Annotated in this window: 17 protein-coding genes; 2 read left to right on the top strand and 15 right to left on the bottom strand. The window is 47.0% G+C overall.

Going from position 1 to position 21,295, the window contains the following annotated elements; genetic code table 11:
- Positions 1-347 precede the first annotated feature (347 nt).
- The 7 genes from BN1546_RS14085 to ftsE all read right to left on the bottom strand — a co-directional run bounded on the left by BN1546_RS14085 (position 348) and on the right by ftsE (position 7,854).
- Positions 348-731, bottom strand: a complete 384-nt coding sequence (locus tag BN1546_RS14085) for a hypothetical protein (protein ID WP_016324783.1) — start codon at positions 729-731, stop codon at positions 348-350.
- 273 nt (positions 732-1,004) lie between these two features.
- On the bottom strand, positions 1,005-1,562 hold the full coding sequence (locus BN1546_RS14080; protein ID WP_016324784.1) for a class I SAM-dependent methyltransferase: 558 nt from the start codon (positions 1,560-1,562) through the stop codon (positions 1,005-1,007).
- A gap of 178 nt (positions 1,563-1,740) precedes the next feature.
- Positions 1,741-3,057, bottom strand: a complete 1,317-nt coding sequence (locus tag BN1546_RS14075; protein ID WP_090738011.1) for a PDZ domain-containing protein — start codon at positions 3,055-3,057, stop codon at positions 1,741-1,743.
- Positions 3,058-3,221: 164 nt separating this feature from the next.
- Positions 3,222-4,688 (bottom strand): S41 family peptidase, encoded by a 1,467-nt coding sequence (locus BN1546_RS14070; RefSeq protein ID WP_090738009.1) that lies wholly within the window; start codon positions 4,686-4,688, stop codon positions 3,222-3,224.
- A gap of 204 nt (positions 4,689-4,892) precedes the next feature.
- Positions 4,893-6,176, bottom strand: a complete 1,284-nt coding sequence (locus tag BN1546_RS14065; protein WP_013373345.1) for a murein hydrolase activator EnvC family protein — start codon at positions 6,174-6,176, stop codon at positions 4,893-4,895.
- 84 nt (positions 6,177-6,260) lie between these two features.
- The gene (ftsX, locus tag BN1546_RS14060) at positions 6,261-7,178 is read right to left on the bottom strand and encodes a permease-like cell division protein FtsX (protein ID WP_016822951.1); all 918 of its coding nucleotides are present in this window, start codon (positions 7,176-7,178) and stop codon (positions 6,261-6,263) included.
- Positions 7,168-7,854 (bottom strand): cell division ATP-binding protein FtsE, encoded by a 687-nt coding sequence (ftsE, locus tag BN1546_RS14055; RefSeq protein ID WP_007432660.1) that lies wholly within the window; start codon positions 7,852-7,854, stop codon positions 7,168-7,170. The genes ftsX and ftsE overlap by 11 nt, the downstream gene beginning before the upstream one ends.
- A 223-nt stretch (positions 7,855-8,077) precedes the next feature.
- On the opposite strand from ftsE, the gene BN1546_RS14050 reads away from it, so the two are divergent.
- Complete coding sequence (locus BN1546_RS14050; RefSeq protein WP_090738007.1) at positions 8,078-9,496, top strand: VanW family protein; 1,419 nt, start codon at positions 8,078-8,080, stop codon at positions 9,494-9,496.
- 72 nt (positions 9,497-9,568) lie between these two features.
- On the opposite strand, the gene BN1546_RS14045 is transcribed toward BN1546_RS14050, so the two are convergent.
- Complete coding sequence (locus tag BN1546_RS14045) at positions 9,569-10,753, bottom strand: S-layer homology domain-containing protein (RefSeq protein WP_090738005.1); 1,185 nt, start codon at positions 10,751-10,753, stop codon at positions 9,569-9,571.
- Positions 10,754-11,020: 267 nt separating this feature from the next.
- Between BN1546_RS14045 and BN1546_RS14040 the strand changes: the two genes are divergently transcribed.
- Positions 11,021-11,809, top strand: a complete 789-nt coding sequence (locus BN1546_RS14040; RefSeq protein WP_090738004.1) for an alpha/beta hydrolase — start codon at positions 11,021-11,023, stop codon at positions 11,807-11,809.
- A gap of 79 nt (positions 11,810-11,888) precedes the next feature.
- Here BN1546_RS14040 and BN1546_RS14035 read toward each other — a convergent pair whose 3' ends face one another.
- The 7 genes from BN1546_RS14035 to argH form a co-directional block, all read right to left on the bottom strand.
- Positions 11,889-13,523, bottom strand: coding sequence for a glycosyltransferase family 39 protein (locus tag BN1546_RS14035; RefSeq protein WP_090738002.1), 1,635 nt, complete (start codon positions 13,521-13,523; stop codon positions 11,889-11,891).
- Between the two features lie 89 nt (positions 13,524-13,612).
- Positions 13,613-15,229 carry an ArnT family glycosyltransferase gene (locus BN1546_RS14030; RefSeq protein WP_090738000.1) on the bottom strand — a complete coding sequence of 539 codons (1,617 nt, stop codon included), beginning with the start codon at positions 15,227-15,229 and terminating at the stop codon, positions 13,613-13,615.
- Entirely contained in the window at positions 15,226-15,645 is a 420-nt protein-coding gene (locus BN1546_RS14025; RefSeq protein WP_013373353.1) for a GtrA family protein, read from the bottom strand. Before BN1546_RS14025 ends, BN1546_RS14030 begins: the two co-directional genes overlap by 4 nt.
- Positions 15,608-16,615, bottom strand: a complete 1,008-nt coding sequence (locus BN1546_RS14020; RefSeq protein WP_017427078.1) for a glycosyltransferase family 2 protein — start codon at positions 16,613-16,615, stop codon at positions 15,608-15,610. The genes BN1546_RS14025 and BN1546_RS14020 overlap by 38 nt, the downstream gene beginning before the upstream one ends.
- Positions 16,616-16,638: 23 nt before the next feature.
- Entirely contained in the window at positions 16,639-19,098 is a 2,460-nt protein-coding gene (locus tag BN1546_RS14015) for a glycosyltransferase family 2 protein (RefSeq protein ID WP_013373355.1), read from the bottom strand.
- Positions 19,091-19,342, bottom strand: a complete 252-nt coding sequence (locus BN1546_RS14010) for a hypothetical protein (protein WP_090737998.1) — start codon at positions 19,340-19,342, stop codon at positions 19,091-19,093. Before BN1546_RS14010 ends, BN1546_RS14015 begins: the two co-directional genes overlap by 8 nt.
- Positions 19,343-19,858: 516 nt before the next feature.
- A complete protein-coding gene (gene argH / locus BN1546_RS14005) occupies positions 19,859-21,271 on the bottom strand; it encodes an argininosuccinate lyase (protein ID WP_058710910.1) in 1,413 nt (470 codons plus the stop codon).
- Positions 21,272-21,295 lie beyond the last annotated feature (24 nt).

Below are 21,295 nucleotides of genomic sequence, written 5' to 3'. Positions count from 1 at the left end.
AGAGCAGCACCCCATACGAGTGCCGCTCCATCAGGCTTTAAGGCTCCTGATTCCTAACGAGTTAATCGTTCCGGTACAGCGTCTCGAAGCTCCAGGTATTCGGTTGATTACACTCTCCTCTCCGTCCGAAATTCAGAATTGCTCGGATCTTCAAATGTTGTAATACAGCTTTGCTATACGTTCTACCGACCAAATCTTCATATCGAACCATTTATGGGACGTAATGTCCATATACTTAGATTATTCCATATATCCATATAGCAGAACATTGACTAGAGTTAACTTATTAAATAACTTTATAGCCTGAGTATAGAAAAAAGCCCCTTAGTCAAGGGGCTTTTTTATCTCTACCGTACTTTATCCTTTTGAATAAGCTCATAGTAAATTCGTGCAGGCTCGGCATCTCCAGTAGATAAAATGTATTCTGCTAAAGGTGCACACAGCTTTTGGAGATAGAAGGAGTACAGCAGTTCAGCCGTGTCAAAATGAATGTTCAACACTCGTTTCATCAGTTCTTCAAATTTGTTATAATCCAGTTCTTCCGGGCTAATATCAAACGGGTATTCTGGAAAGGTTTGTTTTTGAATCTCAACAAATTGCTCTTTAAGTTTTGGTTGATTGCCTGATCGTGCAGCTGAAAAATTCATCATAAAAAAAGATACAAAATCTGTCTCACGGTCGCTTAACCCATAATACTCACACCAGCGCATGAACATCAGCGGTTTTACCATATATAAATCTCCTTTAACAAAAGTTCAGATTTATTATGAATCCTACAAAAATCTAACAGGTTCCAACTTATGTAATATATAGGTTAAGCCCCATTTTAAAATATGATTCCTTAAAACAATTTTGCTATTTAACATATCCATTCTCTTATATTTCCATAAAAGTAGGCAACAAAAAAGACCGTTTCAACATCTTAATGATGCTGACCTAGTCTTCTCATATTCATCCGCATATGGATATTCGTATTTATTCTAATCTCCTACATAGCTGAAGGGTCACAGGCTGCAAGTGAACACATAGGCTGGCGGAACATTATAGTTTACCTTTTTAATCTGGATATCTGCAAAAAAAGTACGGAAGAAATTGTGCTTAACCTTGCTGTACTGGAACGTAATAAACTTGCCCTCCTGGCCTAACACCTCAGCCGTTTGTCCCAAAATGAGACTGGATAACGCAGCGGGTAAGCTGGTAAATGGTAGCCCCGATACGATATAATCCACTTTCGAGACATGATACTGTTTCATATACCGCGCTACATGCTCGGCCGATCCATGAATAATGTGTACCCTTTCCAAGTGTCCGTATTTGCTTTGTAATGTTTTATAAAACGATTCATTAGCTTCAATCACTAACAGTAACGTTTCTGGACGCTTGTTCAAAATCAACTCCTGCGTAAACACACCGGTCCCTGCCCCATATTCAATAATGCATGAGGCTTTATCAAAGTAAATCGGTGTGGCAATTTGCTTGGCCAGCTGTCTTGAACTGGGTATAACAGCGCCTACGCTGCGTGGGTGCCTGATGTACTCTCGAATAAAGTGAATCGCGTTCATCTTTTCCTCTCCCTGCTTGACACACATGATAGGCATTCGGTTCATCAAAGGTTTCCATTACATATTCATTGTATACCGATGAGAATATTGATTTCAAGCAGGCTACTGTCGCCATATACAAAAGAGGATAGCCTTATTCGATTCTAATCAAATAATGACTACCCTCTTGTTGTAATATCTATTGGTCCATGGTGTCCAAATGCGTACTCTCTGCCTTGGATGCTTGTTCCGCTTTACGTCGTCGTGCGCCTATGTGCATGGCCACAATTCGGTAGATGGAGGCCGGTTGTATGGATACGGCCCAGCCTGCGTGTTCATCCGGTGCAAGAACAACCCCTAGCTGGTGATGATCGCCATCGTACATGCCTCGCTGTACAAACTTGCTCTCACCTTGCAGATTGCGTACCTCCAGCTTACAAAAAGCAGAGTTGATCCGCAAGGCCTGGTGCAGCTCGGCACGGCTGTTCACAACCATGCCATTCACACGATAAATGGCCTCGCCTGGTAGTATGCCCATGGCTGTCGCCGGGCTATCTGGCAGCACAGCGAGAACACGCATCCCTTGCTCTGGATGTACAAACATCGGGCTAAGACGGCTTTCCTCTATATTTCCGTACCAAATCAGCGCTTCATGGGCCAGGAAGGAAAATAACGCTGACAGCAAGATTAGCGGACTCCACCAGGCCGCTAACAGGCTTAGCAGAAGCAAAGCCACACTGTACAGGAGCAATCGGTTCGAAGTGAGTACTGCCTTCTGTCGTGGTAGCTGGCCGAGCGTCACACTGCTAAAGCCCATCAGGACTGGCAGAGCTGCTAGCATATACCCCGTTCCGGCATCGCCGCCGAACAAAGGTGTCCAGGGAAGCATGAATCCTCCCTGAGCGGGTACCAGCAACAGCAACGGAATGGGCCAGAGATCTTCCATACGATAGCCACCGACCAATCTCCCCCGTTTGCCCTCAACAAACAGTGGCATAGCTGCCTTTCCTCCTTGCCAGCGAACCAACAGCGCTTCAGCCACATGCAGCACAGCAACGAGCACTAAGAGTGCTGGAATATCCAATCCGCGGATAGCTGCTACCGATGTCCCGAGCGCTCCCCCAGGCTGCCAGCCACTGGCTACGTTTAGAAAAAATTGAACTACACCTAGCAGACCTACCGAATAAGCAAGACACAGGTAGCGGACGCGTACCAGCATGAGCAATAATGTGGCTATCCACAGGCACACGATGGAAGTCGGGTTCAGATGCACGCTGACGAACATTCCTAGAGCGGATAGTACCATCCCGGCAAGCAAGCCGCTCCATACGACACGCCAGGTCTCTGCAGCCCAGCTATGAATTCTAGTATGAAATAGCTTGCGCTCTAGTAGCATTTGCCGACGATAGCCAAGCGCGACAATGAGTATCGAGATATAATAAAACGGCTGCAAAAGCAGATACAAGCAAGCATTCAAGACGCTCCATCCCCATTGTAATGCCCATTCCAAGTCCATTCACACTCCTTATGCCCCTGGCCCGCTATATAGCGGATCACGTACATTTCATATCCATTTATTCTATATGAAATTGCCAACGTAGGGAAGACAAACCGACAGACTGCAAATAAATCCCAATAACAAAGGAGGCTGTTTCCAGCCCCCTTGTTGTAGCTTCACTATTATTTCGCTGCGCTTGTCTTCATTTCCTTCCGAATCTCTTCAATCCCCTGCTTGAGTTGATTATCATTTTTCGGATCGCGAATTTTTTCAATCAGCTTGGCTTCCATTGCTGCTGCTGTCTTGGCATCAATGATGCCGTTAGCCGTCAGCTTCGCCTCTTTTTGGAAAGCCATAACAGAACTTTCAGTCACTTTGTCAAAATAGCCGTCCTCACGACCTGGTTTGTAGCCCAAGCCTTGCAGAATGATTTGTGCATTTTTTACATCACTGCTATTCATATTGTATTTCAAGGATTTTTCCTTGTTCAGCGGCGCGGCCGTGAAGTATTCAGGCTGATCCACCGCGATATCCGGCTTAATCCCTTTTTTATGAATCCATGTTCCGTTTGGCGTTAGCCACTTGGCAATCGTGATTTTGAGCAGGCTACCGTCACCCATTTGCTTGTCATAGCTGGTTTGTACAGTACCTTTACCAAAGGAGTTTTCCCCGATCAACACTGCGCCAGCGGATTGCTGGAGAGCACCTGCCAGAATTTCGGACGCACTTGCGCTACCTTTGTTCATGAGCAAAGTCACCGGATAATTTTTGCGCGAACCTTTGGATTTTTCTTCCTCACGTTTCTGATTTTTATCTTCAACTTGTACAATCGTTTTGCCGGAAGGTACAAATTGCTCTGCAATATTAATAACGACAGAAAGCACTCCACCCGGGTTATTACGCACGTCAATGACGAGTCCTTTAAGCCCTTGTTTTTCCAGCTTGGCTAACTCTTCCTTGAAGCGTTCTGCCGTATTTAAGGAGAACTGGGTGATCGTAATGACACCTACACCGTCGCCTTCCATATGAGCCGTTACAGTTTCCATATCAATGTTGTCACGGGTAATCGTGTATTCAAGTGGATCCGGAGAACCGTTACGCTGAATTTTGACTTTTGCCTGACTGCCCTTTGGTCCACGAATTTTGGAAACGGCCTTGTTCAGATCCAATCCGTCCAGGGTTTCACCGTTAACAGACAATATAATATCCTTAGCGCGTAGTCCCGCCTTCTCAGCCGGAGAGCCTTTAATTGGTGTGACTACGACTACTTTCCCATTTTCAGCTGCTACTTCGGCTCCAATCCCGGTAAAGGAGCCTTCTATGGATTGCTCGAACTGCTGTGCAGTTTCTTTACCCATATAAGAGGAATACGGGTCGCCAAGCGACTCCATCATCCCATTAATGGCGCCATCCACCAGCTTGGTTCGATCCACATCCTGATAGTATTGTCCCTGAATTAAGTCCATCGCTGTCTCAATTTTGAGAATATCACTTCTGGAGGAGGAACTACTCCCTGTTACACTCGCCAGCAGTCCTTCGCCCAGAGCGCTGTTCCCAACTGTGGTTGTTCCAGTATAAGCAAAAGTGAGCAGACTGCCGCCAAGCAACCCGATCACCATCAAGAGTACCGCTGTACTTTTTTTCAACATCTAATCGTCCACCGCCTTCTCTTTATCTTGTATCCTATTTCCTCACAACGCATCCATTCACGAAGTATACGTCTAGCTTGTACGGAATATGTTAATTGTATCCTACTCCGTGTTTCAATGCACATGTTCTTCATTGAATATGAAGCATTAAAGCAAAACCCTATCTACAACCGGATTGGTTACAAATAGGGCTTACCTTATCTATTATAAATAGTTCATCGGATTTACAGGTTTGTTATTCTCGCGCACTTCAAAATGACAGTGAGGTCCTGTGGAATTCCCCGTCGAACCCACTTCCGCAATTTTTTGACCACGTTTCACCGTTTGCCCCGTATGAACCACCGTACCACCGTTGCGAATATGTCCGTATAGAGTCCATAGTCCGTCTCCGTGATCAATGACAACCGTGTTGCCATACCCGCTCCACCATTCAGCAACAATGACAACACCGTCTTCGGCTGCATGAATATCGGTTCCCTGCGGAGCCGCCAGATCAATACCTGTATGGCCTTTAAGCTTGCCGGTTATCGGATGTACCCGCATGCCAAAAGTAGATGAGAGTCGGTAATGGGCTACAGGCGTAGCCAAAGTACCTGATCCGCCTGTATACGTACTGGCTGCCGTATGACTGGAATTCGAGGCGGCGCCTGAGGATGAAGATGCATATCGCTTAGCTGCAGCTGCACGTGCAGCCGCTCTAGCGCGTGCTGCTTTGGCAGCCTGCTCCGCTCTGAGCTTGTTCTTCTCCTGCACAAGAGCCACACGTTTGTTCGCGAGGGCTACCAGCATATCGTTTTGCTCTTCACTGATTTCATCGGATTCAGCAATATCATGATCGTAGTTGGCAATCAGTCTTTGCTTCTCTTTTTCCTTCGAATTCAATTGAGCTTTGGCGTCCTGCTTGAGTGCATACAACTTCTTGGCATTTTTATATTCCGTGTCGAGCTGCTTCTTCTTGCTAACGACCAGAGCCTTGTCCTTTTTATGCTCGTCCAACAGAATTTGGTCCTGCTCCACGATCGTTTTCAGAGAATCCACCCGGCTGAGAAAATCACTAAAGCTGGTTGAGGACATAAGCACGTCCATATAGGATACCGTTCCATCCGTATACATGAGACGCACACGAGTTTCCAGCATTTTTTCCCGCGAATTGATGCGATCAATCGCTTCGGCTAAATCTTTTTTAGTCGCACGCAGATTATCTTCCGTTTGATCGATCTGAACCGCTACACGAGTCAGTTGATCACTGACGCTGTTAATTTGAGCAAGTACCGTTTTCAGGTTTTGCACGGTTTTATTTTTATAATGCTGAGCATACTGTTTATCTTGAGCAGCCTTTTGCTGCTGTTGCTTCGCAGATTTGGCTTGCTTTTCTAATTGGTTCAGTTGCGAATTGATTTCACTTACGCTTTTGGCATATCCGTCAGAAGGCTGGATTAGCAATGCAGCTACCAACGTAGCAGCCAACACAGATCCTATTTTTTTCAACTTGCACTCCCCATCCTTTATCGCAAAATAACACCGGGCTTCCCCGTTCTATTAAATCGACCACGACGTTCCACCAAATGCTTCTTAGACTTTCAAGAACTTGCGCATGGACAGGGTACTGCCAATAATTCCGACCAGCATCCCCAAAATAACCAGCAGTGCACTCAGCTGAATCCAAATGCCTTCAAGCGGCATAAGCTTCAACATATTGAGAGCGATATCTCCTTGAACGGCTGTCAGCAAACGCTGATAGCCTGTAAATAAAATTCCTACAGTAATAAGAGAACCAATAAGACCAATAAGCGCGCCTTCGATAAAAAACGGCCATCGTATGAAAAAGTTGGTCGCACCGACCAGCTTCATAATGCTGATTTCTCTGCGTCGTGCCAATATCGTTACTCGAATGGTATTCGAGATTAAGAACATAGACATGATCGCCAGTCCGGCGACAAATATAAAACCAACATTGCGGATCAGCTTGGTAATGGTAAAGAGCGTCTCTACAGTGCCTTTTCCGTAACGAACCTTTAAGATCGGTTTTTCAGGATGCAATGTATTCAGCTTCTCAATTTTCTCAGCCACAAATGGAACCGTCGTTGGTTCAATAACCTCTACCACGATTTTGTCCGGCAGTGGATTGCTGTCCTTGTCAAAGCCCTCTAGCAGATCCTTGCCACTGTCTCCCAAATCTTTGCGCAGCTCCTCCAAACCTTGAGCTTTCGTCACAAAGGTCGTTTTGCTGATTTCCGGCATTGCCGCGATTTCTTTTTGCAGCGTTTCACGCATGCTCTGATCGACATTGAGCTCCAGAAACACGTTAACTTCCACCTGACTATCTGCTTGATCAGCCAAGGAGTTGACGTTAAGCACCAGCATGATAAAAACGCCCAATATGAGCAGTGACACAATAATTGAGGTGACGGATGCTACGGACATCCAGCCATTGCGGAATATGTTTTTGAAACCTTCCCGCATATGACGCAAGAAGGTATTAAAAGTCATATCCGTACTCCCCTCTTACCTGGTCTCTTACGATATTGCCATTTTCGATCGCAATGACGCGTTTACGCATGGAGTTCACGATGTCCTTATTGTGTGTCGCCATCACAATGGTCGTGCCCCGAAAATTAATTTCATCCAGCAGTTGCATGATCTCCCACGATGTTTCGGGGTCCAGATTCCCCGTTGGTTCATCAGCAATGATGACCGAGGGATTGTTCACGATGGCCCGTGCAATCGCTACACGCTGTTGCTCCCCACCAGAAAGCTGGGCAGGCTCACGATTCATTTTTTCTTTCAAGCCAACCAATTCGAGCACTTCTGGAACCCGCTTGCGGATCAGCTTCTTGGGAGCCTCTATAACTTCCATAGCAAATGCCACATTCTCATAGGCTGTCAAACGCGGCAAAAGCCGGAAATCCTGAAAAATGACTCCGATGTTACGACGAACGTAGGGAATTTTGCGCTGCTTGAGCTTCCCGATATTAAAACCATTGACTGAAATTTGTCCCTTGGTCGGTACTTCTTCTCTATAAATAAGCTTCATAAAAGTCGATTTACCCGCTCCAGACGGGCCGACTACGTATACGAATTCATTACGGTCAATTCTGACCGATACTCCTTGAAGTGCGTGGGTCCCGTTCGTATAGGTCTTCCACACATCCTGCATTTCAATCACTCGATCACTTCCCGCTGCTTAATCATATTACGTATAACCTAGTATCCATTCGACATATTCCATGCATTTCCTTTAAAAACTTCTGTATTTCATCATACCGTTTATCATTGTAACAAATTTGTTACCTAAATAGTACCGAAAGTTTTCTGCTTTTGGCACATATATATGAATATTGTGGCACACGAAACGCTATCAAGCTTATCAGACAGGAGACATCTGCATTATGAAAAAAATTCATTTATCTGTCATTTGGATATGGTCTGGTGTTCTGGCGCTGGCCGTGCTGTGGGGTGGACTTCATCTGTACGCCGACAGACAAACTCTACCACAGGGAGTGCGAGTCGGAGGAGTCAACGTAGGCGGTATGTATAAAACGGATGCTCTTCGGCTGGTGGAGAAAAAACTGGATGCATTGAAGCAACGTCCTCTGCTCCTCACGGACAGTGACAGCAGTGCACAGGATATAAAGCTAACACTCGCGGAAGCAGGGATTAGTTATAAAGCGGATGCATTCCGAAATGCGGTGAAGGCACTAAGCGCGAAGCATCTATGGACTCGCGTACAGACACGTTTTAGCTTTGAGAAGGAGTGGTCTATCATACCTTTCCAGCAAGAGAAGATCTTGAAATCCAAATTTGGAGCTGATTGGGAGGAGCAACGGTACGGCATGCCTATCAATGCGGTGCGTCAGATTGATGCAAACGATCAGGTTCGTTATATTCCGGAGCGCTCTGCCCGGCGCCTGGATTGGCCCAAACTGGACGTCGTAATGAACCAGGCACTCCCTAAGGATTTTACGGCTTCTGAGGAGCCGATCCGGGTGGAATTACCGTTCTACCAGCTGGAGCCGAAAATTACAGTCGACAGTCTGCGCAGCGAAGGTATAGAGCGAAAAATCACCCAGTTTTCTACCAGTCTCGGCAGCAGTTCGGAAGGACGTGTGTATAACGTTAATTCAGCGGCAAGCACCGTCGATGGTTTAATTCTCAAACCGGGTGACATATTCGACTACGGCCAGGTGATTGCCAAGGCTGAGCTCACCCATGGCTTTCGTGAGGCTCCAGTGATCGTGAACGGACGGCTGGAGTCCGGCATTGGCGGTGGGATTTGTCAGGTATCCAGCACGGTGTATAATGCAGCGCTGCGAGTCGGCTTGGACATTGTCGAACGCCGCAACCATTCCTTGCCAGTCAGCTACTTGCCCAAAGGTCAGGATGCGACTTTTGCTACAGGGTCCATTAATTTTCGTTTTAGAAATAATACCGGCAAACATTTACTCCTTCGCGCTGTGGTCCAAAATCGAACGCTTACTGTTAAAATTTTTGGTACATTCCCATCCAATATTTCGTATGAACTTGAATCTCACACCGTTCGCGTACTGCCTATACCGGTAAAAAGAATACGTAATGACTCCCTATCTCCCGGCTTCTATCAAGTCATTCGACAGGGCAAAGAAGGGTATGTGGTAGAAACATTTCGAATAAAAAAGGTAGATGGAAAACCCGTCGAGCGCACTCGAATCAGCCGCGATACGTACCGAGCGCAGCAGCGCATTATAGCTAGTTATGGCGGTAGCACATCGTCTGAGCCACAAACACGCGAACTGGAGAAACCTATTGTGGAAGATGGCATAAGCGAATAAACGAAAAAATCCCCCTTCACTACTGGCTGGATTGGTTCCAGACAGAGTGAAAGGGGGGGGTTTTTTTCTAAATTACTCGCTACGTTTACTCAAAACCGAAATTTCTACAGGCTCACTTTCATGGCCGTCTGTATCTTTAGCTTTGATCACCAGTCTAACTGTCGCTTTTTGAGTAAGCACACTGATACTAAATGTGCCGTCATCCTTGGCTACTGCACTGCCGATAGGCAGATCGTTGGAATAGGCAGTTACTGTGGAACCAGCTTTTGCTGTTCCTGTAATTGTACCTTCACCATCATGCACATCGTTGACTTTCAGTGTACTCGAAGCAGCATTCGAAGTAGCATCCGCGTCAGCGGAAGTGTCAGCATTGCTGTCTGTAGTCGTATCCGTAGTTGTGTTGGTATCAGTGCTTGTATCTGTTGTTGTAGAGTTGTCTGTAGTAGTCGCAGACGTGCTATCTGTGCTAGTACTTGTGCTGCTATCTTCTGTTTCAGTTCCAGAAGTAGTCGACGTATTACCGTAAGTGGAATCTGTCACGTTACCGTACGTGGAATTCGTTACCGTTCCACCAGGAGTCGTCGTCAGATTATCGACAGAGCTCAGGTTGTACCCGGATGCAGCATCCAGAATAGCAACCGCCTCTGCACGAGTCAGCGGCTTCAGCGGCTGGAATTTACCATCCGGATAACCGTTGATGATTTTTTGCTCCGCAGCTGCCGCTACACTTTTCTTCGCCCAAGATCCGATTTTGTCGGAGTCAATGAATTTAGTAACATCTGCTGCGTTACCCGCAGTCAGTCCAATAGCTTTGCCAATGATCGCAGCTGCTTCCTGACGAGTTACCTTACCATTTGGTTTGAGCTTGTTATCTGCATAGCCGCTTATGTAGCCTGCATTCACGGCACTTGTCAGTTCGTTGTATGCCCAGTGGGATGCCGGAACATCTGTGAACGTTCTGCTTCCATTACCGTTTACCTTCACACCGCCTGCATACGTTACGTCTGTCACTGCTGGAAGTTCCTGCGTGAACGTTCCCAAGCTGCGGTTCAGAAGAACGATAAATTCTGCGCGTGTGATCGCCGCATCCGGTTTTACCGCTCCATTCAATTGCCCTGTAGCTGACCAGCGTTGCACCTGATCTCCTGCCCAATGGCCGCTTGTAGTTTGAGGAGCAGCTGCCGCTGCGCTGAATGCGCTAAGAATAAGACCTGTGCTCAGTACACCTGTAATTGTGTTCCTTAACTTTTTCCCCATGCTATAAATTCCTCCCTCAGATTGGATTCATCAATCTTTTTTAAACACTTTACCAGAAATCAAACCCAAATAACCCCTAAATTAAAAAAATCGTCCCATATAACCATACCCCCTCCTAATGTAGGATAAAAAAGAAACAGGACTTAATACCTAGCCATTCACTTGGATATGTATATTTGGACAGGTCACTGTATACTGGATGAATAATCAGTTGTATGCTGGAACAGGTCAATGAGGTCACATCCCCCTAGGAAAAGAGGTTTTCTTATGGCTCTTATTCAATGTCAGTTTTATTCGGAAGTTCTTGGTCTAAGCACATCCATGAATGTTATTCTTCCGCAGGCAACCCGATCACAGATTGGAATGGAGGGCAAGCAAGGAATAGGACCACATCCGACACTGTATTTACTGCATGGCCTGTCAGACGATGATTCAACCTGGCTGCGTCGAACCTCCATTGAACGCTACGTCGCCTCCATGGGCCTAGCGGTCGTCATGCCTCAGGTACATCGGAGTTTCTATACGAATATGGAGCAAGGAGCAGCTTATTGGACTTTTATCAGTGAAGAATTGCCAGCTTTGGCACGTTCATTTTTTCCTCTGTCCGACAAGCGTGAAGACAATTTTGTAGCCGGGCTTTCTATGGGTGGGTATGGCGCCTTCAAACTGGCACTTCAGCATCCAGAGCGCTTTGCAGCCGCTGCCAGTCTTTCGGGGGTCATGGATTTGCACGCATCACGCACCGATCCTAAGCAAAATGCTATGAGTCCAGCGGAATGGCTTAACATTTTTGGACCAGATGAAATACGCGGAACAGATCACGACTTGCTGGAGCTGCTACAACGTCATGCCACTGCGGGGACCTCACTCCCCCAACTCTATCAATGCTGCGGTACAGAGGATTTCTTATATAAGGGGAATCAGACTTTTCGTGAAACATGCACCTCTCTTGGAGTTCCGCTGACCTACGAAGAAGGTCCTGGAGCTCATGAATGGGGATATTGGGACGCTAAAATCCAGGACGTACTGGCGTGGCTACCGCTTAAAGGACACTAAAACAGGCAAAAAAATCCCCGGAGCCTTCCTCCTCGCACCATACGAAGGGAATAGGCTCCGGGGATTGTTGTTATGCCCATCAGGGATTTGTCGTTGTCTCCGTCGTTGGAGATCCATTAGTTAGTGCCTTAGGCAGTACTTTATACAAGCGCCACTCGCCGTTAAACTCACGTTCAAGCTGAACCCATGGGGCACCATGCTCATATAAATTCGGATATACCATATTAATCTTACTCAGCGGCATGCCTGACATAATCTTAGGTACAAGGATATAGTCCACATGATTCTCCTGCGGATAACTTAATGCCTTATTGAACGCATAATCACTGGTGATCAGAAAACGTTTGGAATATTGGCTGTAGACGATCATTGTGTAGGCTGAAGCTGAATCAGTCATAATGGTAGACTTCGGCAGATGCTCATCCAGCCAAACGGCAATCTTACGATCTGATTCCTGTCTCACATAGTTCACATTCCCTGTACGTGTGAGAAAGCTATTCTCATCCGGTGCAATATCCGGGCGAGTCAACGCATAGGAGAGTAATCCAGCGGTAAGTAGCAGACTGACGGACACTAGACCAAAGGCCGCCCTCCGCCATCGTCCCTGAAGCTGGCTCAACTCATAAGGCAACCAGGCTACGGTAATTGGGAATACATACATAAAGTAACGAAACCACCCGTACGAGGATTGTCTCATCATAAGTAAAAATTGCAAGCCCGGCACAGACAGGAACAATAACAAAATAATCAGGGTTCCCCACCGGAATAAGCGTCCACTCAACAGACGGATGAACAGAATAGCAAACAATGGTACAGAGTACCAGATGGTTTTGGAAGCAATAAACTTCAAGGCTACCAGTGGATTGGAGAAAATCTCTACAAATTTATCATCATTCAGCAACTCTGCCGATTGGGCCGTGTTTGAATACTCTGAATTCAGGAAATAAAAGGCATTCCCCATAATGAGATAGTTAAAGAAAATCCACAACAGCCCGGAAAAGACCACAGGAAGCAAAAGAAGTAACCAGGTTGCCTCGACTTTATGCAGCTTTTCCCGCAGGGCCAGCTCGCGTCTACCCAAGTTGCGATGAAGAAATAAGATCGCCAAGACTACGCCAACAGCCATTGCCACGCCTAGAGGCACCGCTTCATAACGAGTCCAGAACGCCATGGCAAGCGCTAATCCAGAAACAATCAGACTTGCCGTCATGCGGTCCTTGAGCCACAGCGCAAATTCAATCACTGTCATCATAATAAAATATATGTATAACGAATCGCTCAGACCGTTGGCACCAAACAGTAAAATAAACGGATTCAGTGCATACAACAAAGCCAGCAGCAAGCTCATCCTAGAGCTAAGCCCTGTTCTGACACCTGCCCGATATAGCAACATTGCGGTCAAAGCAGAAAAGGTAGCACTCAGAATAACAGCAGCCAATCCATAGGAGGCTAATGCCGGAAAGATTGGATACAGCAATAGAATTACCATTTCCAGAAGACTGGGTAGTGGATTCCAGATAAATCCGATGGCGCCCAAATGCGGGTCACGGCTGTACAGCACATAAAATGCGTTAGCTACGCGACTGAGCGCATCTGTGTGCATATATCCCAGAACATAGCTAAAATAGATGCCCGCAGACAGCTCCAATGCAAGTATAAACACAAACAGACCTATAGCCATCCATCTGCTTGCAGACATTTTTCGAAAGGACATTCCTCTCGTTCCCCCTCAAACTTCTTGCGGCGGTGCAGCTGCAGGGAAATTACGCCCGACAGCTGTATCCTTTCCTCCGCTACGATGCACTAAAATACAATAAAATCATTGCAGTCTTCATGCTTTATCTTGTACAATCGCCACTCCCCGTCAAAGTCATGCACCAACGAGGCCCATGGCGCCCCCTTTTCAAACAAATCAGGATAGTTCCGGTTCACCTGATCCAGCGGTACCCCTTCTACCAAGCGCGTAACCAAAACATAATCCACCTTGGAGGCGGGCAGATCCGTTAAAGATTTTCCAAAATCATAATCACTCGTTATCATAAACTTCTTCGGAATTTTACTGCTCAAAATGATCGGATAGGCCGTATAAGAATCAGTCAAAATGAGAGATGAACCATAATGTTCATCCAGCCATGACCCTATTTTCCGTTCAACAATTTGCCGAGTATAGCTTTCATTGCCACTATGCGTCAGATAGCTATGCTCATCCGCCGCAATTGCGGGGTTCGTCAGTGCGTAGGATAACAAGCTTACTGTTACCAACATCCCTGCCGTTACCAGTGAGATTCCGATCCCCCGCATTTTCCCCTTCAACAGACTAAGCTCATACGGCAGCCAAGCAACCGTAATTGGGAATACATACATAAAATATCGGAACCAGCCAAACGAAGAATGCTTAAGCATAAGTAAAAGCTGAAGCCCGGGTACCGATAAAAAGATAGCCAGCAGCGTTAACGTGCTCCAACTCCACAGACGTTTGTCCAATAGGCGTATAAGCAAAATGGCAATTAACGGAGCCGCATACCATAAGGTTCGTTGCCCGACAAACTTTAGCATCAGCACAGGATGAGCAAACATTTCCACAAAGCGCTGATCCTCCAGCAAAGCCGCTGATTGTGTGGAATTGGAATACTGCGAACGTAAAAAGTAAAGCGGGTCGCCCATGATAATCCAGTTAAAAAAGAGCCACAGCAAACCGGAAAAGACAAGCGGCAGCAACAATAGAAGCCATGTCGCTTCTACCTTGTACAGGCGCTCTTTTAAAGACAATTGCGTTCTAACGCTCTCTCTGTTTGTACGCCACCGATGCAGAGAAAAAATCGTCAGTAATACGCCCAAAGCCAGCGCAACCCCCAGGGGAACTGCTTCGTAGCGAACCCAAAATGCCAATGCAAGCGCAAAACCGGATACGATCAAATTCGCCGCCTTGCGATCCTTAAGCCACATACAGAATCGACTCACTGTCAGCAGTATAAAAAAGATATATGGCGAGTCACTTAAGCCGTTGAAGCCAAACAGAAACATAAACGGATTCAGTGAAAATAACAGCGCAATCAGCAAACTGGTTGCACCGTGAAGCCCTAGTTCTTTTCCCGTCCCGTACAATAATGCTGCACTCGCCCCAGCAAACAGGCTGCTCACAATCACTGCTGCCAGCCCATGGGAAGCGAGTGCGGGAAATAAAGGATAGAACAACAGCACAATGAGTTCCATCAAACTCGGTAGCGGATTCCACACAAACCCAATAGCACCCAAATGCGGGTCACGACTATAGAGTACATAAAATGCATTAGCTACTCGACTGAGCGCATCGGTATGCATATAGCCAAGATGCCATGCAAAATAAACACCCACGGCTAATTCTAGAGCAGCAATACAAGCAAACAATGACAACAACTTTCCATGTTTCCTTACGATCATGAAACCTCTTTCTGACGCTGTTGCGGAACGGAGAAGATCCAATAGCGGTTCCAGATATAATTATGAACTGGCACGATGATGGTAGTTAAGACTTCACCGATCAGATATGACCAACCAATCCAGTGAATGGTTACGTACATCAGAGCGGCATTCAGGAGCAAGCCGCAGGTACAGACCAATAAATATTTAAGAAACTGAGTGCGGCTCCCTTCGCCGGTAGGCTCGAACGTCCAGTTACGATTCAGCACATACGAAACGAGCAGCGTAACGATAAAACCTATGGTAGTAGCCGTTACTGCAGGTATCGCAAACAACTCCACTAGCAGCACAAGCACACCGACGTGAATGCCTGTACCCAGCAGTCCGACAATACCGTATTTAATGATTGGATACTTTAGATACGAACGTCTGATCATGTTGATTAAACTCCCTATCCACCCACAATCGGTCAGCATTCGCCCGTTTGTCTGCAATTAGATAACGGGGTCTGGCTTTGACTTCGTGATATATGGCGGCAATATATTCTCCTACCACTCCAATCGACAGCATGAGTACACTGCCGATAATCAAAAGCAGTAAAATGACAGTGGTAAACCCGGTCACAGCGTCACCCGTTATTTTGTGCATTAAGGTTTGAATCCCCAACACGACCGAAATCAGCATGAAAATGAGACCCATTAAACTCACTACCCGCAAAGGTACCGTCGAGAACGAAACGATCGCTTCCGCGGCCAATCGAAACAGCCCTAACGGACTCCAGCGGCTTGGACCCTCTTCTCGTGGAGCCACTCGGAATGTAATCTGGGTTTTACGAAAACCGAGCCAGGCGGTCATCCCGCGAAAAAACGGCATACGCTCTGGCATCGCCATCCAGGCATCCACCACTCGTCGATCCAGCAGCTTATAATCGGAGGCATCCTTGAGATTAAAGCCCGTCAAACGATTCAAAGTCGCGTAGAACAAAGAAGCTCCGAGCTTTTTGCCTACAGACTCTTCTCCCCGAAATTCTTTCACACATTCAACTAAATCATAACCTTCGTTCTGCCACAAACGCACCATTTCCCCGATCATTTCAGGAGGATGCTGCAAATCACCGTCCATGACAATGATCGCATCACCCGAGGCGTTTTCCAAACCTGCGCACAACGCCAGCTCCTTACCAAAATTCCGACTCAGCCGGAGTGCGAGCAAAGAGGGCATACGACGGGACAATTCGGACAACTTGAGCCATGTATCATCTTTGGAACCATCATCTACAATAATGAGCTCATAACGTGAGGTGACAACAGACAGCACCCCATCAATCACCTTAAGAGAACGTTCGAGGTGTGAGCCTTCATTGTACATAGGAATGACGACGGATAAAAAAGGGTTTTTTGTCTCCATTCTTGCTCCTTCTTTCTTCATATTCAGGAGGACTGTGCCGGGGCATCATCCAAGTCATGCATATCGGTCAGACCATGCGTCGTTTTCTCCCAATAGAACGGCTTGGTTATAAGCTGCCAAGCTGCTTTTATCGCAGCTATACTCATAAGTACCCAATATAACGGCGAGAGTAGCCCATATTTGACCATCGCGTATGAAAATGTTCGTTCACCGCGCTCTTCCAGCTCACCGATGACCCAATACATGCCAGCCACATTACTGAATACGAACAGAAAGTTACCGATATAAAATTCCGCGCTGGCTAGGTAGTACACATAACCCGGGAACAGCTTGGGAATAAAGGACAACTCCCAGCCAAACCATAAAATAAGCAAGCCCCAAAAAATCGGGTTCAGCAACGGCAACATCGGAGTCGCCAGAATCATTACCTGAAAACCGAAAAAGCCTTTCCAGCCCACTTCGCGCACTAGCTTAACCGGATTGCGCATATGAACCAGCCATGTCTGCATATATCCCTTGATCCAACGTGAACGCTGACGAATCCAGTTGCCCACGCGGCTGTTCGCTTCCTCCCATGTGCGGGAATCAACAATGGCCGTTTTGTAACCACCTTTATACAGACGAATGCCCAGATCGGCATCCTCGGTTACATTATAGGGGTCCCACGCATTAATATCTTTCAATACAGATACCCGAAAATGATTGGACGTACCGCCCAACGGAATAGGGGTATCTAACTGCATAATTCCTGGCAGCAGCAATTCGAACCACATACTGTATTCTTGTGTGAACCAGCGGGTCAGCAAATTTTGTGTACTGTTAAAATAATTGAGCTTCGCTTGAATACACGCATAATTCTCAGGGAGTGAATCAAACGCTGCAATGACTTTTTTAAGTTGGTCAGCATCGGGACGATCCTCAGCATCGTAAATGACGACAAACTCGCCGCGGGCGCGAATAAGTCCATAATTACATGCCTTCGGCTTGGTTTTTGGCAAGCCATCAGGCACGACCAGTGTCGTGTAATAGGCAGGCAGCTTCATTTCACGCAGCAGCTCAATCGTCTCAATGTCGTCCTCTTCAATCAGCAGCCGTACATCCAGCTTGGACTTTGGATAATCCAGCTGCTCCAAATTCCGCAACAACATCGGAAGCACGCCCGCTTCCTTATACATCGGTACAAGAATCGTATAGATCGGCAGTCTTTTTTCATCCATGGCGTCTACTTCTTCCTTCGTAAAGCGAAGCTGAGCCCCACGCCTGGAACCGAGATAGATAATACCAAATTTGAATAGCGTCATAGCAAAATAAAACAGCTGGATCATCATATTAATGATCAACACCGTCTTCCAGCTGTTCCAGAGGAGGCCGAGCAGCGTAATCATTCCCATAGCTGCAAACACCCAGAGCTGGCCCTTGGTAAAGGTGGTCCGCGCCGAATTGTGCGGTTCCTTTTCCAACAACCCGGTTGTGCTTTCCTGCATCATTTCCTCGCCGTAGATTTTACCCCAGAGCTGCTCCATCTCTTCCTTTGTTGCAAGCACTTGCTCTACCGGCATACCCAGAATTTCCTCCAGCTTCAAGCGTCGCTCTTCTGGTAATGGATCACTGACCGCTACAATATAGCGGTTCATATATTGATGGATGACGACCACGCCATAAGCCATTGCCACTTGCTCGGGTAGCTTGTACGCCGCATCCAGCGCCAGCTCCTCACCAATACGCCCGATTCGGTTCTGGGTAGCAATCGCGCGGTACAAATCCGCAGGCTCCAGCATTTGCAATGATAGCAAGATGTCGCCGAGCAGCCCGCCGCTCTTCGCCTGGAACTCGAGCGCTCGCTCTAGCTGCTCTGGTGTAATATAGCCGGAACGAACCAGCATGTCGCCCAGTCTCTCCTTGGATTCATCACCGTCAATTTGCTCTTGTAGCTGCTCAGCTGTAATGAAACCCATCTCTACAAGAATATCGCCCAGTCTACCACCGTAACGCTTCTGGTTGCGGATAGCATCTGTCAGCTGATCCCGGGTAATCATCCCGTTCTCCACCAGCTGATCTCCCAGACGGGCCTTGCCGTTTCGTCCGGTCTGCGTTCCTGCTGCCGCCTCTCCGCCTTCTGCACCAGGGATACTGGAAGCAAGACCCATGGCTGCTCCTGCCGCTGCCTGTTCCTGCCCAGATGCATACTGGACTTGCGCCTCCTGCACCTGTCCATCCTGTATTCCTTCATCCAGCAATTGTTCCACAGCTGCTGCTGTATCATTGGCATTCTGTATAGCCTGAATACGAAGTTCTGTATCCCGAAGTCGCCGTTCCAACTCTTCGATATGAAAATCAAGCTTGTACAGTATCGGGGCCTGCTCTGCACGCTGAGCCTCTAGCTGTTGTTGCAGTTGTTCGATTCGCTGACGCTCTTCTTTTATTCTTCTCTTGGTTTGGCGAATTGAAACTCCTCCAACCTGCCACCTAAGCTTGTCACCCATGAATTCCCGCCCTTTCAATCCAGCGCCGCTCTTCCGCAAGCGCATCTGCAAGCAGCTGCTTTAACTCGGTATCCCACTGCTTTTTCCGCTCCAGCGCCGCATGGAAAAGCTCCCACTCCTCACGTAGCAACCTCTCTGCCTGGATTCGCTCCTCATGCAATGAGGATACCAATCCATCGGCGTCAGAAGCGCGATAACCGATCCAAGCGCTCTTTAGCTGACGCGTCGTTCGTTTAGTTCTCATAATACCTCCCTGGATCGTCCCGACTCTGACTTTTGCTATGTCGCTACTTCAATATTTTTACTGGCTTTCTTCCAAAACCAGGACACACCTGCTTTCTCATTCAAGCCCTTCATTTACACATTTATGCAATTTCCCTGGTCAAAAAAACCAATAAAAACTTGAAAATGATTTATCGCATATGCTTCTTGTTCTATCGAATTGGTAATTCAATGAAAAACTTAGTGCTATTCTACCATAATCCTAGTAGGTGTAGTATACAAAAATGTAAATTCTAGAAACTTTCACACTAATGTATAGATAGGTATATAGAACTAGATATTAAACATCTTGAACGATATTCTTCTAATAAATCTATGTAGTTCATGATTATTCTGATCATAAATCATTCAAATACCTCAGAAAACACAAAAGACACCGCGAACGGTGCCTTTGAAAACATAGATGGCAAATATTCTTAAAATCTGATTTTACACAGCATCCCGTTGCTGTGCAAGAGAATAATTCTTTCTGTATGGATTATTTTTTTGGCTTATGATTTTCATACCATGTTGACGTGTTCACTAGAAGCTGTTCACTGCGTCCAATGGCTGCCTGCACCTGACCGGTGGCGGTTCCGCCATACACATTCCGAGCATTGACTACCGCTTCTGGTTGAAGCACCTCATAAATGCGCTCGTCGAACAGATCCGAAAACTGCTGGAATTCATCCAGTTTCAAATCAAGCAGATATTTGCCCTGCTGGATGCAATACAGCACCGTTTTGCCGATAACCTCATGGGCCTGACGGAACGGAAGCCCCTTGCCGACCAGGAAGTCCGCAATATCCGTTGCGTTGGAGAAATCCTGGTTGACCGCTTGACGCATCCGATCCTTGTTCACCTTCATCGTGGCGATCATTGGAGCGAACAATTGCAAGGCTCCCTCCAGCGTAGCAACCGTATCGAACATCCCTTCCTTGTCCTCCTGCATGTCCTTGTTGTATGCCAGCGGCAAGGACTTCAGTACGGTCAGCAGACCAACGAGGTTTCCATAGACACGCCCGGTTTTGCCACGTACTAGCTCCGGTACGTCCGGGTTTTTCTTCTGTGGCATAATGCTGCTGCCTGTGCAGAAAGCATCATCCAACTCGACAAAACCAAACTCTGTGCTGCTCCATAGCACCAGTTCTTCGCTCAGACGGGACAAATGCGTCATAATCAGCGAGGCCCCGGCCAAAAACTCCACGATAAAGTCCCGATCACTGACAGCGTCCAGGCTATTTTCATAGACTCCGTCAAAGCCTAATTGCTCTGCTACAAAATGACGATCGATCGGGAAAGTGGTTCCAGCCAGAGCGCCAGCGCCCAGCGGCAACACATTGATGCGTTTGTAGCTGTCCTTGAGTCGGTCAATATCACGCTCCAGCATAGACACATACGCCAGCAAATGATGCGCGAACAAAATAGGCTGCGCACGCTGCAAGTGTGTGTATCCAGGTACAATTGTGTCCAGATTGTCCTTGGCCTGCCCAATTAATGCAACTTGTACATCATGCAGCATACCCACCAGTGATACGACACGTCCGCGCAAATATAAGTGCATATCCGTTGCTACCTGATCGTTACGACTGCGTCCAGTGTGCAGCTTACCGCCGACCGGACCAATGACTTCGATCAGGTTTTTTTCGATATTCATGTGAATATCCTCATCCGAAACGGAAAATTCAATTTCCCCACGGCGGATACGCTCCAGAACGGTGTGCAGTCCTCCCTTGATCGTGTCCGCATCCTCCTGCGGAATAATACCGCATTTGCCCAGCATGGCCACATGAGCCAAACTGCCTTGAATATCTTCTTCCGCCAACGCCTGATCAAACCCAATAGAAGCCGTATACTCCTCTACCAGCTTGTTCGTTTGCTTTGTAAACCGTCCGCCCCATAGCTTACTCATTGCATGATCCCCTCTCTGCAATAA

Origin of the sequence: Paenibacillus sp. Mc5Re-14, assembly GCF_001049835.1 — a bacterium.
Taxonomy (GTDB): domain Bacteria; phylum Bacillota; class Bacilli; order Paenibacillales; family Paenibacillaceae; genus Paenibacillus; species Paenibacillus polymyxa_C.
This window is presented reverse-complemented; position numbering and strand designations above follow the sequence as displayed.

Coding starts and splice junctions, on each gene's coding strand:
- BN1546_RS14085 (WP_016324783.1), bottom strand. CDS start 731: ATGGTAAAACCGCTGATGTTCATGCGCTGGTGTGAGTATTATGGGTTA.
- BN1546_RS14080 (WP_016324784.1), bottom strand. CDS start 1,562: ATGAACGCGATTCACTTTATTCGAGAGTACATCAGGCACCCACGCAGC.
- BN1546_RS14075 (WP_090738011.1), bottom strand. CDS start 3,057: ATGGACTTGGAATGGGCATTACAATGGGGATGGAGCGTCTTGAATGCT.
- BN1546_RS14070 (WP_090738009.1), bottom strand. CDS start 4,688: ATGTTGAAAAAAAGTACAGCGGTACTCTTGATGGTGATCGGGTTGCTT.
- ftsX (WP_016822951.1), bottom strand. CDS start 7,178: ATGACTTTTAATACCTTCTTGCGTCATATGCGGGAAGGTTTCAAAAAC.
- BN1546_RS14050 (WP_090738007.1), top strand. CDS start 8,078: ATGAAAAAAATTCATTTATCTGTCATTTGGATATGGTCTGGTGTTCTG.
- BN1546_RS14045 (WP_090738005.1), bottom strand. CDS start 10,753: ATGGGGAAAAAGTTAAGGAACACAATTACAGGTGTACTGAGCACAGGT.
- BN1546_RS14040 (WP_090738004.1), top strand. CDS start 11,021: ATGGCTCTTATTCAATGTCAGTTTTATTCGGAAGTTCTTGGTCTAAGC.
- BN1546_RS14035 (WP_090738002.1), bottom strand. CDS start 13,523: ATGTCCTTTCGAAAAATGTCTGCAAGCAGATGGATGGCTATAGGTCTG.
- BN1546_RS14030 (WP_090738000.1), bottom strand. CDS start 15,229: ATGATCGTAAGGAAACATGGAAAGTTGTTGTCATTGTTTGCTTGTATT.
- BN1546_RS14025 (WP_013373353.1), bottom strand. CDS start 15,645: ATGATCAGACGTTCGTATCTAAAGTATCCAATCATTAAATACGGTATT.
- BN1546_RS14020 (WP_017427078.1), bottom strand. CDS start 16,615: ATGGAGACAAAAAACCCTTTTTTATCCGTCGTCATTCCTATGTACAAT.
- BN1546_RS14015 (WP_013373355.1), bottom strand. CDS start 19,098: ATGGGTGACAAGCTTAGGTGGCAGGTTGGAGGAGTTTCAATTCGCCAA.
- BN1546_RS14010 (WP_090737998.1), bottom strand. CDS start 19,342: ATGAGAACTAAACGAACGACGCGTCAGCTAAAGAGCGCTTGGATCGGT.
- argH (WP_058710910.1), bottom strand. CDS start 21,271: ATGAGTAAGCTATGGGGCGGACGGTTTACAAAGCAAACGAACAAGCTG.